Genomic DNA, 13726 nt, shown 5'->3' with positions numbered 1-13726 from the left:
GCCATCACGCGCGACGCCCGCCCATCAGCTCGAGGAAGCGGCGCCGCGCCAGCGGCAGCAGCGCTTGCAGTTGCGCATGATCCAGTTCGCGCCGATAGCCGCCATCGAGCAGCACGCGGCCCGGTCCCGCAGAGAAGTCCTGGCGCTTGCCGCCGTCCAGGAAGCGCAGCCATGGCTCGCCCTGCAACGCGGCGGCGCCCGGGTCGCGCCGCCGCGCCGCGCGGCGCAGCAGTTCCGACACGGCGGCCACCTGCGCCGGCGCCGCGCCGGTGGCGAGCGCCGCATCGAACTGGCGCTGCCAGCGGCGCCGCCGCGCGCGCCGCCAGGCCCACAGGCCGAGCGCGATGCCCAGCGCCAACACCACCGCTGCGCCAAGCAGCAACCAGCCTGGCGCCGGCGGCCACCACGGCGGCGCCGGCGGCAGATGCACGTCGCGCAGCGGCAGTTGTTGCGGCGTCATCGCGGCGCGCTCCCGCCGGGCACCGGCAGCAGCCAGGATTCGCTGGCCGCGTCGCTGCGCAGCACGCGCACCTGCACGCCGCGGCCGGGCAGTTCGGCCGCCAGGGTTTCCAGCGGCGCGACGAATTGTTCGTGCCAGCGCTGTTGCGCGCTGGCCGCCTGCAAATCGATTTCCACCCGGCGCCCGCCGGCCCAGAACGGCAGCGCCGCCCGCGGCGGCTGCAGTTCCAGCGCGTCGGCCAACAGCAGCAGCACCACGTCGTTGTGCAGCGCCAGCCCGGCCCAGCGCGCCGCCGGAATCGCATTCGCGCTGGCCGGATCGGCCAGCACCACCAGCCGCGAGCCCGGCCGCAGCAGCTTGGCCGCATGTTCCAGCGCCACGCCGAGGCCGGCATCGTCCTGCGGCGGCTGCGCGTACCAGCGCGCCAGCGCGTCGAGTACGCGCAAGGCGCCGCGCGGCCCGGCCGCCGGCGGTACCGGCGCCTCGCTGCGGCTGCCGCGCAAGGCGGCCAGGCGGTCGCCCTGGCGCTGTGCGGTCCACGCCGCCACCGCCCCCGCACGTGCCGCCTGCACCGACTTGAAGCGCACGCGGGTGCCGAAATACAGCGTCGGCGCGGTATCGGCCACGATCAGGCTGAGCCGCTCGCGCTCGGCCTGGAATAGCTTGGTATGGGTGCGCCCGCTGCGCGCGGTGAGCCGCCAGTCGATATGGCGGACATCGTCGCCGGCCACGTATTCGCGCGACTCGGCATACTCCATGCCGCGACCGCGCAGCGCCGCCGGCGCACTGCCGCTGAGGCCATGGCGGCCGCGCCGCGGCGGCGGCACCCGCGCCACCGTGGCGCGCAGCGCCACCAGCTCGGCCAGGGTCGGCCGCACGCCGTCCGCGCCGGTCGCGGCGTCGGCGCGCAGCGTCTGCGGAGGCATCACCTGCACCGCCATCGTCGCTTACCTCGCCTGCGCCACGCTGCCGCGCGCTGGCCGCACGGCGGCGCGATGCACCGGCGTGCTGCGGCGCTGCGGCCGCCCGGATTGGCGCTGCCGCTCGCTCAAGGCGGCGGCACCTTGTCCAGCAGCGCGGCGACCAGACGATCGCCATCCCAGCCCTCGGCCGTGGCCTCGTAGCTGGGCAGCACGCGATGGCGCAACACGTCCGGCGCCACCGCACGTACGTCGTCCGGGGTGACGAAATCGCGTCCCGCCAACCAGGCACGTGCGCGCGCGCAGCGCTCCAGCGCGATCGAGCCGCGCGGGCTCGCGCCCCAGGCGATGCGCCGTGCCAGTGCCGGGTCGTAGCCGCTGGCATCGCGCGAGGCCAGCACCAGTTCGATCAGATAGCGCTCCAGCGGCGGCGCCATGTGCAGCGACAGCACCGCGCGCCGCGCGGCGAACACGTCGTCCAGCGGCATCCGCGGCGGCGGCGCCTCGCCATGGTCCAGGGTTTCGCGCGCACGCTCGCGCGCCAGGCGCAGGATCTCGGCCTCGGCGGCGGCCTCCGGATAGCCGATCCGCACGTGCATCAGGAACCGGTCCAACTGCGCTTCCGGCAGCGGGAACGTGCCTTCCTGCTCGATCGGGTTCTGCGTGGCCATCACCAGGAACAGCTTCGGCAGCGCATAGGTATGCCGGCCGACGGTGACCTGGCGCTCGCCCATGGCTTCCAGCAACGCCGACTGCACCTTGGCCGGCGCGCGGTTGATCTCGTCGGCAAGCAGGATCGGATGGAAGATCGGCCCGGGCAGGAACTCGAAGCGGCTTTCCTGCGGGCGCCAGACCTCGGTCCCGGTCAGGTCGGCCGGCAACAGGTCCGGGGTGAACTGGACACGGGCGAAATCCGCCTCCAGCCGCGCGGCCAGCGCGCGGATCGCGGTGGTCTTGGCCAGGCCCGGCGCGCCTTCGACCAGCAGGTGGCCATCGGCGAGCAGCGCGATCAGCAAGCGCTCCACCAACGCGGACTGGCCGACGATGGTTGCGGACAGGCCGTCGCGCAGGGCGAGGAACGCCGCATGCAGGCGCTGCTGCTCGGACGCGGCGGGAGTGGGATCGAAGCTGGAGGGCGTGGTGTTCATGTGCCGAGTTTGACCCATCGGCGGTGAAATGGTTCTGCGCCCGGCGCAACAATCGGCCGCAAATTCAGATTTGCCTCATCCGCCGGCACAAACGACGACGGGAGAAGCAGAGGCTTCTCCCGTCTCGAGGCTACCGTGGTTGTTGGCAGGCGCGCCGTCTTTCGGCACGGCCGGCGCGTCAGCCGGCGGCAGGCGCGCGCTTGGCCACGCGCATCACCTTCGGGGTCACGAAGATCAGCAATTCGGCCTTGCTCTTGCTGCGGCCGCGCTTCTTGAACAGATTGCCCAGGAACGGGATATCGCCCAGGAACGGCACCTTGGAAATGCTGTTGCGGTCGGTGAACTCGTACACGCCGCCGATCACCACGGTCTGGCCGTCGTCCACCAGCACCGCGGTATTGACCTCGCGGCGATTGATTTCCGGGATGGTGCCGTAGCCTTCGAGCACGCGGTACTGGTCGACCTCGTCTTTCTTCACGTTCATGTTCAGGAAAACGCGATTGTCGTCGGTGATGGTCGGGGTGACCTTCAGCTCCAGCACCACTTCCTTGAACTGCACGTTCGGCGTCGCCGCAGTCCCGGCGGTGCCGCCGGTAATGGTGACGTAGCCGATTTCCTTGCCCTGCTTGATCACGGCCTCGCGCTGATTGGAGGTGACGATACGCGGGTTGGAGATCACTTCGCCACGGCCCTCTTCCTGCAGCGCCGATAGCTCCAGATCCAGGTTGAAGTTGGATCCGAGCAGCGTATAGGCCAGGCTAGGCAAGGTCGTCGCATTGGTGAAAGTGGTGCCGCCCAGATCGACGTTGAGCCCGCGCGTGGCCGCGGTGCCGCCGCCGGTCGCGCCGCTGCCGACGGTCGCGGTGTTGTCGCCGTAGGTATGGGTGCCGCCGATGCCGAACTTGGCGCCCAGGTCGCGGGCGAAGGTATCGGTGGCGATGACGATGCGTCCCTCGATCAGCACCTGGTCGACCGGACGGTCGATCACGTTGATCAGCTCGCGCATCTGCGCGATCTTCTTCGGGATGTCGCTGATCATCAGCGTGTTGGTGCGCTCGTCGGCGACGATGCGCCCCCGCGGCGACAGGAAGCCGTTGTCGGTCTGACCGCTGCCACCGCCACCGCCACCGCCGCCACCGCCGCCGCCACCGATCCCCTTGGCCTCGGTCAGCGCTTTGAAGATCGTGGTGGCGCTGTGGTAGTTGATCTGGATGTAGTCGGTGCTCAGGTCCTCGCGGTTCTCGATCGCGATCCGCGCGTCTTCCTTGTCCTGCTCGAACTTGGCCAGTTCCTGCTGCGGCGCGACCCAGACCACGGCGCCGTCGCGGCGCTTGTCCAGGCCCTTGGCGCGCAACACGATGTCCAGCGCCTGGTCCCACGGCACGTTGACCAGGCGCAGGGTGACGCTGCCCTGCACGGTGTCGGAGGCAACGATGTTGAGGTTGGATTCCTCGGCGATCAGCTGCAGCACGGTGCGCACCGGCACGTCCTGGAAGTTGAACGTCACCGGGCGGCCGCTGTAGCCGCGCGCGGCGACCTGCGCCGCCGCCTGGCTGACCGTGGCCGCGCTGACCGCGCCCACCGCCGGCGCCGAGGTCCGCGGCGAAATCTCCACCACGTACTCGTTCCCCGACTGGTAAGCCAACGACTCGAAGGCGCCGTTGGTGCTCAACACCAGCTGCGCGCCACCGGCGTACGGCTTGGCGTCGATGCGCTGCACCGGGGTGGCGAAGTCGGTGACGTTGAGCGGACGCTGCAGTTCCGCCGGCAACGAGGCGTTGCCGACGTCGACCACCACGGTGTTGCCCTGGGTGCGCAGGTCGGGACTGGCGCCGGCGCCGCTGAAGTGCAGGATCAGCCGCCCCGCATCGCCGTCGCCGCGCTTGAAGTCGATCTTCGACACCGTGAGCTTGGCCGGTGCCTGCGCCGTCGCCTGCGCCGGACCCGCCGCAGGCGTTGCCGCCGGCGCCGCGCCCATCGCGGCCGAACTTCCCAGCAGCGCCGCCAACCCCAATGCGCGTAGCCGCACCGTCGCGTGGCGCCGGATGGGACGCAGGCTCAGGGCTTTGGAAAAAGTCATCGTGCTATCCCCATAATCAATCATTGATCGTCCAGCGCCACGGCGGCCGGACGTTCCAGCCAACCGCCAGCGCCATCCGGCACCAGTTCAATCAAATCGATGCGATCCTCGTGCACCCCGGTCACGCGGCCATCGCTCTGCCCCATGTAGATGCCGGGACGGACCCGATACGTCACCTTGTCCGGCGCCATCACCAGCGCCACCAGGCCCGCGCCGTTGCCCAGCGTGCCGACCATCTTCAGGCCGTCCAGCGGGAACTGCTCCAGCGGCTCCTTGCGCCGGTTCGGATCCGGGCGCAGGCCGTTGTTGCCGTCCGGACTCGACCAGGCATCGCTGAACGGATCGCGAAGGCCCTGCGCCGCATACTCGAAGGTTTCGAACTGCTGCATCACCGGCAGCGGCTCCAGCGGCTACGCCGGCCGCGCGCGCACTTCCTTGACCCAGTTCTCCAGGTTCGACGCCTCGCCCGGGCCACTGGTCACGCCACGGCCGCAACCGCCGAGCAGCGCCACCAGCGCCAGCCCCGCCAAGCACTCGAACGCCCTGGTCCGCCGCTTCATGCGCCACCGCCTTGCTTGGAACCCTTCTTCGCCGCAGCCGCCGCCTTTTCCTGGTCCGCCATCTCCTTGTCGTCCAGATAGCGGTAGGTCTTGACCGTGCCGGACAGCTCCAGTTCGCCGCGCGTGGTGATGCCGGCCTTCTTGTCCTTGGGCTTCAAATTGATGTCGTGCATGGTCAGGATCACCACCCGCGGCAGCGACGCCACGCCGCTGACGAAGGCGCCGAACTGGTGGTAGCTGCCGACCATGCGCAGCGCGATCGGCTTCTCCGCATAGAACTCCTTCGGCGACTCCGGGCCCGGCTGGAACAGCTCGTTGGCCAGGCCACTGGACAACGCGGTCTGCGAGATGTCGATGATCAGGTCCGGCATCTCGGTCTTGCTCGGCAGCTGCCGCAGCATCTGTTGCAGCACCTGCTCCATCTGCGCCAGCTGCTGCTTCAGCGGCTGCAGATTGACCGCTCGGCTCTGCTCCTTCTCGAACGAAGCGCGCAGCTCGGTTTCCTTCTGCTCCAGCGTTCCCAGCTCGTCGCGCTTGTCGCTGAGCAGCAGGAACCAGGACAGGATCAGGATGAACAGCGTGACCAGCACACAGAAGCCGATCTTGGCCTGCTGCGGCCAGTTGCCGAGATTGTTGAAGTCCAGGTCTTTTACGTTGAATTTCTTGCTCATGACGCCGGTCCCTGTTGCGCTGGCGTGGCCGCTGGCGTCGCCGGCGCGGCGGCCGGCGGCGTCGCAGGTGCAGTCGGTGCAGTCGGCGCGGCAGGCGCGGGAACGGCAGCGGGTGCCGGCGCGGCGGCGGCGCCCGGAACCGGGGCTGCGGCAGCAGGTGCGCCTGGCGCCGGCGCGGCAGCGCCCGTCGCCGCGTCCGAGCCATCGCCCGGCACCGGCAGCTTGACCTTGAGGGTGAACACGTAGGGCAAGGCCTTGGCGTCGACGATCGGCCCCTTGACCTCCTTGTCCTGCGCCTTGGCCTCGATCACCGACAGCTCCGGATTGGTCATCCAGCCCGAGCCCTCGAGGTTGCGCATGTAGGCGCTGACCCGCGCATTGGATTGCGAGCGCCCTTCCAGCGTCAGGATGTCGCCTTCCTGCTTGACCGCGGTCAGCACCACGCCGTCGGGGATCGTGCGCACCAGCGAATCGAACAGGTGCACCATCTGCGAGCGCTTGGCCTGCAGTTCCTCGATGACCCGCTTGCGCGCCAACAGGCGCCGCTTCTGCTCGTCGAGCTTGTCGATTTCCTTGTTCTGCGCCTTGACCTTGTCGATCTCGGTCTGCAGGTAGGCATTGCGCTCGTTCTGCCCGGTGATCTGGCGGTCGTAGTAGAACCAGATCAGCAGCGCCAGCAGCACGCCGGCCAGCGCGGCGAAGCCCAGCATCGAGTAGAACTCGCGCTCGCGCTGCTTGCGCCGCTCCGCCCGCCAGGGCAGCAGATTGATTTTTGCCATCAGTCGAAGCTCCTCAGAGCCAGGCCGGTGGCGATCATCAGCGCCGGTGCGTCCTGGGCCAGCGCATGCGCCTGGACCTTCGGCCCCAGGGTCATCTGCGCCAGCGGGTTGGCGACCACGGTCGCCACCCCCAGTTGTTCCTCGACCATCTCCGGCAGCCCGGCCAGCGCCGCGCAACCGCCGGCCAGCACGATATGGTCGACCCGATTGAATTCGCTGCCGGCGTAGAAGAACTGCAGCAGGCGGCTGATCTGCTGCACCGTGGCTTCCTTGAACGGCTCCAGCACCTCGATCTCGTAGCTTTCCGGCAACCCGCCCTGGCGCTTGGCCATGCCGGCTTCCTCGTAGGTCAGGCCATAGCGGCGCATCACTTCGTCGGTCAGCTGCTTGCCGCCGAACACCTGTTCGCGGCTGTACAGGCTGCGTCCGCCGCGCAGCACGTTGAGCGTGGTCATGGTGGCGCCGATATCGACCAGGGCGACGACGCCGTCGGCCGCCACCGGCAGCTCGCTGGCGACCAGCGCGAACGCGTTCTCGACCGCGAAGGCCTCCACGTCCATGACCTTGGCGACCAGGCCGCCGAGCTCCAGCGCCGACTGGCGCAGCTCGACGTTCTCCGAGCGCGACGCGGCCAGCAGCACCTGCACCATTTCCGGGTTGTTGGGGATGATCCCCAGCACCTCGAAGTCCAGGTTCACTTCGTCGATCGGGTACGGGATGTAGTTGACCGCCTCCAGCTCGACCTGCGCTTCCAGCTCGTTCTCGTCGAGCTCGGCCGGCATCGGAATCAGCTTGGTGATCACCGCCGAGCCGGCCACCGCCGCGGCGGCATGCTTGGCGCGGGTGCCGGAACGGGTCACGGCGCGGCGGATCGCCTCGCCCACGGCCTCGACCTCGACGATGTTCTTCTCGACCACGGCGTTGGGCGGCAGGGGTTCCACGGCGTAGTGCTCTACGCGGAACCGGTTGCCGCTACGGGACAGCTGCAACAGCTTGACCGCGGTCGAACTGATATCGACACCGATCAGCGGTTGCTGACTCTTTGGAATAAGCCCCACGGATTTTCCCCTGCCGACGGGCACTTGGACGGCAATGCTGCGCCCACGCATTAATAACAAATTTTTTGCAATTGGCAACCGCCCTGGACATGTCGCGACTTACGTCACAACGCATCCCGTGGCAGCAAACCCGTCGCATCCCCGGAATCGGCCCCAGCCTTTCCCCGGCGTACTCTATACTCTGCGCCCAAGAAATCTGCAATCGGAATCTCTCTCGATGCCCCGTTTTCGTCGTTGGCTGCGCTGGGCGCTGGTCACGTTCGTCGTTCTCGCCCTGATCGGAGCCGCCGCCGCCGGCGGTCTGTATTACGTCGTTTCCTCCAAGCTTCCCGACGTGCAGACGCTGCGTCAGGTGGAGCTGCAGGAGCCCATGTACGTGTATGCCAGCGACGGCAAGCTGATGGCCCTGTTCGGCGAGACCCGGCGCTATCCGATCACCATGAAGGACGTGCCGGAGCGGCTTAAGCAGGCGTTCCTGGCCACCGAGGACGCGCGCTTCTACCAGCACGGCGGGGTCGACTACAAAGGCATCGCCCGCGCCGTGTGGCTGCTGGCCACGACCAACGACAAGCGCGTGCCGGGCGGCTCGACCATCACCCAGCAGGTCGCCCGCCAGTTCTTCCTGAGCTCCGAGTACAGCTATACCCGCAAGCTGGCCGAGATCCTGCTGGCGCGCAAGATCGAGGCCGAGCTGAGCAAGGACGAGATCTTCGAGCTGTACCTCAACAAGAGCTTCTTCGGCAACCGCGCCTACGGCATCGCCGCCGCGGCCGAGTACTACTACGGCAAGAAGCTCAACGAACTGAGCCTGGACGAGATGGCCTCGCTGTCCAGCATCCCCAAGTTCCCGTCCAGCGGCAACCCGATCAGCAATCCCGAGCGCGCCAAGCAGCGCCGCGACAACTACGTGCTCAGCCGCATGGCCGCGCTGGGCTTCGTCACCCAGGCCGAGGCCGACGCGGCCAAGGCGGTGCCGATGCACGCGACCCCGCACGAGCGCCCGGTCGAGGTCGAATCGCCCTACGTGGCCGAGCTGGTGCGCCAGGAGATGATCGCGCGCTTCGGCGGCGACGTGCTCGACAAGGGCTACCACGTCACCACCACCATCGACACCGAGCTGCAGACCGCGGCCAACCATGCGGTGCGCCAGGGCCTGGTGATCTACGACCGCCGCCATGGCTGGAACGGCGTGGAGAAGCATTTCGACGTCGCCGCCGATGCCGACGCGGCCGCGCTGGCCAGCCACCTGGCCGGGATCAATGCGCAGGGCGGCATGCTGCCGAGCATCGTCGCGGCCACCGGCAGCGACGGCAGCGCCACCGTGGTGCTGGCCAACAAGAGCGAACTGGTGCTGCCGGTCGCGTCCAGCCGCTGGACCGGGCGCAGCCCCGCCACCCTGCTCAAGCGCGGCGACCTGGTGCGGATCCAGGCCGGCGACAAGCCGGGCGAGTGGGAAGTCACCCAGCTGCCGCGCGGGCAGTCGGCGCTGGTGTCGCTGGACGCCAGCAACGGCGCGCTGCGCGCCCTGGTCGGCGGCTTCAGCTATGCCGGCAACAAGTTCAACCGCGCCACCCAGGCGCGGCGCCAGCCGGGTTCCAGCTTCAAGCCGTTCCTGTACGCGGCCGCGTTCGAGAAGGGCTTCAACCCGGCCTCGATCGTGCTCGACGCGCCGGTGGTGTTCCGCGACCGCCGCGGCAAGACCTGGTCGCCGCAGAACGACGGCGGCGGCTTCCGCGGCCCGATGCGCTTGCGCGAAGCGCTGGTGCAGTCGCGCAACCTGGTCTCGGTACGCCTGCTCGACAGCATCGGCGTGGACTTCGCGCGCAAGTACATCAGCCAGTTCGGCTTCCAGGAGGCCGAGCTGCCGCCCAACCTGTCGATGTCGCTGGGCACCGCGTCGCTGACCCCGCTGTCGGTGGCGCGCGGCTATGCGGTGTTCGTCAACGGCGGCTCGCGGGTGGATACCTGGATCATCGACAAGGTCACCGACCGCGACGGCAACGTGCTGTTCCAGGAGCACCCGCCCACCGCCTGCCGCAGCTGCGGCAGCGTCGGCGGCAGCGCCACCCCGGCCAGCCAGGTCGTCGACGGCTTCAACTTCGGCAGCGCCGCGCCGCCACCGCCGCCCAAGCCCGCGGCCACCGCCGCCGCCACTCCGACCCCGGCCGACACCGCGCCGGCGACCGACCCCGACGCCAAGGTGGCGCCGCGCGCGATCGACGAGCGCACCGCCTACCAGTTGGTCTCGATGATGCGCGACGTGGTCCAGCGCGGCACCGGCACTGCGGCCAAGGTCCTGGGCCGCGCGGACGTCGGCGGCAAGACCGGCTCCACCAACGACCATCGCGACGCCTGGTTCTCCGGCTTCGGCGGCCCCTACGTGACCACCGTGTGGGTCGGCCGCGACGACTTCCGTTCGCTCGGCTACCGCGAGTACGGCGGCAAGGCGGCACTGCCGATCTGGATCGAGTACATGCGCGTGGCGCTGAAGGACAAGCCGATCGCCAGCAACGACCCGCCGGCCGGCATGGTCCAGGCCACGCTCAACGGCGCCACCGAGTGGGTCAAGGTCGAGGACATGGATCGCATCCAGGAGTTCGACTACGGCCTGCAGGACCAGAAGACCGACGACGCCGCGTTCGATATTTTCTGACGCGCGCGGGACTCGGAACCGGGGACTCGGGACTCGGCGGGTCCCGGTGCCGAGGCGGCGCTGGCTGGCGGGATCGCCACGGGGCGGATGCCGCGTCGCCGCGGCCGGTCGAGCGGACTGCAGCGGCTGTCCAGCGCGTCAACCGCGCTGCATGCCGATGTCACCGCGCTGTTGTACAGTCGGGGCAGGCTTTCAGGGAGGCGGCCCCATGCACCACGCTCGGCAACATGCCCAGACCCGCACGCACGAACGCCGCCGCCGGCTGGCCCACGAAGCCGCCCGGCTGATGGCCGAAGGCGGCATCCGCGACTTCCACCAGGCCAAGCTGAAGGCCGCCGAGCGGCTCGGCATCCACGACGACGCCTCGCTGCCGCGTAACCGCGAGATCGAGGATGCGCTGCGCGAGTACCAGCGCCTGTTCGCCGGACCCGACCACGCCGGCGGCCTGCGCCTGCGCCGCGAGGCCGCGTTGCGCGCGATGGACTTCCTGCATGGCTTCGCCCCGCGCCTGGTCGGCCCGGTGCACGACGGCACCGCCGATGCCAACAGCCCGGTGCAACTGCACCTGCACAGCGACGACGCCGACGCGGTGGCGCGCTTCCTCGAAGAACACCGGATCCCGGCCGAATCGCGCACGCGCCGGCTGCGCCTGGACCGCGAACGCAGCGAGGACTTCCCGGTGTGGCTGTTCGCCGCCGAGGAACTGACCTTCGACCTGACCGTGCTGCCCTACGATGCGCTGCGCCAGGCGCCGCTGTCGCAGGTCGACGAGAAGCCGATGCGGCGCGCCTCGGAAAGCCAGCTGCGGCAGCTGCTGACCGAACAGGACATCGCCGACTACCAGCAGCGCCGCTGAGCGCCCGCGCGCGCCGCGCCCGGCGCACCGCTTCCTTTCCGCCAACGGACCCGCTGCATGCCCGCCATTCCGCCCGACGCCATCGTCGTCTCGCGCAACAGTCTCGACAGCGCCGACGCGTACGCGCCGATCCAGTCCAACATCAGCTTCATCAACGCCCAGCTCGACCAGTGGCTGCGTCCGGACGAGATCGCCGCCGATGCAATGTGCAGTTACTACGTCGACTTCTACGTGGCGCAGGTGGAAAACGGCGGCTTCGCCCAGTTCGTCTACAACTGCAACGCCGATCCGCTGGTGCTGGACCAAGTCGGGCGCGGACTGCAGGCGATGCGGGCAACCCGGCATGCGGCGCTGTACGCGACCAGCCGCGCGCTGCTCGAACAGATGGACGACGCCACGTTGCAGGCGTTCATGGACGGCCAGTACTTCGGCGACAACCCGGCGCGCGATGCGCTCGACCGGCATGGCGACGCGTTCTTCGCGCTGGCGGAAGAAGAGGACCTGATCGCACTGAATTCGGCCTGGCTGCGCGCGCATCCGCAGCTGGTGGCGCTGTCGATTCCGGAGATGCAGGCCGAGGTCGAGCGCCGCGGCGCTGCCCTGCCCGATCGCCTCGAGCGCATCGCCGCGGCGCTGGAGAACGAACCGCGCTACATGAAACTGATCCGCCGCCTGTGCGCCGACAGCGGGCACACGCTGGACCGCGTCACCGCCGGCGATCCCAGCCATGTGCACGACGGCAGGCAGGTACTGGCCTGGCACTTCCTGACCGACCGCGGCCACTTCTACCTGCTCGACCTCGACGGCATCGCGCGCATGCACGACGCCGACAGCCATGCGTTGGTGGCGCAGATCGACGTGCCGGCGCAGTTGTAGGGCATCTCGATCCAGGTCATGCACTCCACGCTGCCCCGCGGAAACGGCGCCGGGCGGCCCCGGGCCATCCGGAGCTGCTGCCGCAGTGCACCCAGCGAGTTGGCCGCACGTCTCTGCAGGAGCGGCGTCAGCCGCGACGAACGCAGCGGCAGACCTTCCGGCCGCAGATCCTGCCTTAGCTGAAGCCCCTCCCGCATGAACAGCGCTTCAGCGCGTTGCATGCATGCAGGTTTATGGGAGCGACTCCGGGTGACATCCGGCCATCCGTCGCGACGAGAGGCCTGCGGAAAAGCCGTCGCATCGCGCTCCGCTCATAAAAAAACGCCCCGCGAAGCGGGGCGTTCGATTGCGACAGACCAGCGGCAGCGCGATCAGCGCTGGCCGTCGGCCTTGTAGTCGCGCTTGTCGTAGCCGGTATAGATCTGGCGCGGACGGCCGATCTTCATTTCCGGATCGACCTGCTGCTCCAGCCAATGCGACACCCAACCCGCGGTGCGCGCGATGGCGAACATCACGGTGAACATCTCCACCGGAATGTTCAGCGCCTTGTAGATGATGCCCGAGTAGAAGTCGACGTTCGGGTACAGCTTGCGCTGCACGAAGTAGTCGTCCTTCAGCGCGGCCTCTTCCAGCTTCAGCGCCACTTCCAGCAGCGGATCGTTGACGCCCAGTTCGCCCAGCACCTTGTGGGTCATCTCGCGGATGATCTTGGCGCGCGGATCGAAGTTCTTGTAGACGCGGTGGCCGAAGCCCATCAGGCGGAAGCTCGAGTTCTTGTCCTTGGCCTTGGCCACGGCGCTCTCGACGTTGTCGGCGGTGCCGATCTCTTCCAGCATCTTCAGCACGGCTTCGTTGGCGCCGCCATGCGCCGGGCCCCACAGCGCGGTGATGCCCGCGGCGACGGAGGCGTACGGATTGGCGCCGGTGGAACCGACCAGGCGCACGGTCGAGGTCGAGGCGTTCTGCTCGTGGTCGGCATGCAGGATGAACAGCAGGTCCAGCGCCTTGGCCACGACCGGATTCATCTCCAGCTGCTCGCTCGGCACTTCGAACATCATGTGCAGGAAACGGTCGACGTAGCCGAGGTTGTTGCGCGGGTAGCGGATCGGCCAGCCGATCGAATAGCGGTGCGCCGCGGCGGCGATCGTCGGCACCTTGGCGATCAGGCGGATCGCGGCCAGGCGCCGCTGTTCCGGATCGTTGAGGTCCAGCGTGTCGTGGTAGAACGCCGACAGCGAGGCCACGGTGCCGGCCATCATCGCCATCGGGTGCGCGTCGTGGCGGAAGCCGCCGAGGAAGTTCTTCAGCGACTCGTGCATCATCGTGTGATGCGTCACTTCGTGGTCGAACTTCTTGAATTCGTCGGCGGTCGGCAGCTCGCCGTTCATCAGCAGGTAGGCCACTTCGAGGAAGTTGGACTTCTCGGCCAGTTGCTCGATCGGGTAGCCGCGGTACAGCAGCACGCCGTTGTCGCCGTCGATGTAGGTGATCGCCGACTTGCAGCTGGCGGTCGCGGTGAAGCCCGAGTCGTAGGTGAACAGACCGGTTTCTTTGGTCAACTTGGAAATGTCGACGCAATCGTTGCCCAAGGTGGGTTTGAGTACCGGCAGAACGACCGACTTGTCGCCGGCATTCAGCGTGACCTGATCAAGATCGGACACAGTG

11 protein-coding genes and 1 pseudogene are annotated in these 13726 nt (G+C 68.7%); 3 read left to right on the top strand and 9 right to left on the bottom strand.

Annotated elements, in window-relative coordinates:
* Positions 1-4: 4 nt before the first annotated feature.
* From AB8810_RS05485 to AB8810_RS05450, 8 genes and pseudogenes are all read right to left on the bottom strand, one after another.
* Positions 5-460 (bottom strand): DUF4381 family protein, encoded by a 456-nt coding sequence (locus AB8810_RS05485; protein WP_179566898.1) that lies wholly within the window; start codon positions 458-460, stop codon positions 5-7.
* A complete protein-coding gene (locus tag AB8810_RS05480) occupies positions 457-1386 on the bottom strand; it encodes a DUF58 domain-containing protein (protein WP_369915770.1) in 930 nt (309 codons plus the stop codon). The genes AB8810_RS05485 and AB8810_RS05480 overlap by 4 nt, the downstream gene beginning before the upstream one ends.
* A gap of 122 nt (positions 1387-1508) precedes the next feature.
* A complete protein-coding gene (locus AB8810_RS05475) occupies positions 1509-2528 on the bottom strand; it encodes an AAA family ATPase (RefSeq protein ID WP_369915769.1) in 1020 nt (339 codons plus the stop codon).
* 178 nt (positions 2529-2706) lie between these two features.
* Positions 2707-4608 (bottom strand): type IV pilus secretin PilQ, encoded by a 1902-nt coding sequence (locus AB8810_RS05470; RefSeq protein ID WP_369915768.1) that lies wholly within the window; start codon positions 4606-4608, stop codon positions 2707-2709.
* Positions 4609-4628: 20 nt separating this feature from the next.
* Positions 4629-5168: pseudogene (locus AB8810_RS05465) on the bottom strand (pilus assembly protein PilP).
* A complete protein-coding gene (locus AB8810_RS05460) occupies positions 5165-5839 on the bottom strand; it encodes a type 4a pilus biogenesis protein PilO (protein ID WP_179566908.1) in 675 nt (224 codons plus the stop codon). Before AB8810_RS05460 ends, AB8810_RS05465 begins: the two are co-directional and overlap by 4 nt.
* Positions 5836-6618, bottom strand: coding sequence for a PilN domain-containing protein (locus AB8810_RS05455; protein ID WP_369915767.1), 783 nt, complete (start codon positions 6616-6618; stop codon positions 5836-5838). The genes AB8810_RS05460 and AB8810_RS05455 overlap by 4 nt, the downstream gene beginning before the upstream one ends.
* The gene (locus AB8810_RS05450; protein WP_338123791.1) at positions 6618-7676 is read right to left on the bottom strand and encodes a pilus assembly protein PilM; all 1059 of its coding nucleotides are present in this window, start codon (positions 7674-7676) and stop codon (positions 6618-6620) included. The genes AB8810_RS05455 and AB8810_RS05450 overlap by 1 nt, the downstream gene beginning before the upstream one ends.
* Before the next feature lie 217 nt (positions 7677-7893).
* Here AB8810_RS05450 and AB8810_RS05445 point away from each other — a divergent pair, with 217 nt between their 5' ends.
* The 3 genes from AB8810_RS05445 to AB8810_RS05435 all read left to right on the top strand — a co-directional run bounded on the left by AB8810_RS05445 (position 7894) and on the right by AB8810_RS05435 (position 12061).
* On the top strand, positions 7894-10329 hold the full coding sequence (locus AB8810_RS05445) for a penicillin-binding protein 1A (protein WP_206229473.1): 2436 nt from the start codon (positions 7894-7896) through the stop codon (positions 10327-10329).
* Positions 10330-10537: 208 nt separating this feature from the next.
* Positions 10538-11185 (top strand): hypothetical protein, encoded by a 648-nt coding sequence (locus tag AB8810_RS05440; RefSeq protein ID WP_179566916.1) that lies wholly within the window; start codon positions 10538-10540, stop codon positions 11183-11185.
* Between the two features lie 57 nt (positions 11186-11242).
* A complete protein-coding gene (locus AB8810_RS05435) occupies positions 11243-12061 on the top strand; it encodes a DUF4375 domain-containing protein (RefSeq protein ID WP_369915766.1) in 819 nt (272 codons plus the stop codon).
* 371 nt (positions 12062-12432) lie between these two features.
* On the opposite strand, the gene AB8810_RS05430 is transcribed toward AB8810_RS05435, so the two are convergent.
* Positions 12433-13722 (bottom strand): citrate synthase, encoded by a 1290-nt coding sequence (locus AB8810_RS05430; RefSeq protein ID WP_179566925.1) that lies wholly within the window; start codon positions 13720-13722, stop codon positions 12433-12435.
* Between the last annotated feature and the right edge of the window lie 4 nt (positions 13723-13726).

Source organism: Xanthomonas sp. NCPPB 3005, from assembly GCF_041228095.2.
Lineage (GTDB): Bacteria > Pseudomonadota > Gammaproteobacteria > Xanthomonadales > Xanthomonadaceae > Xanthomonas_A > Xanthomonas_A bonasiae.
This window is presented reverse-complemented; position numbering and strand designations above follow the sequence as displayed.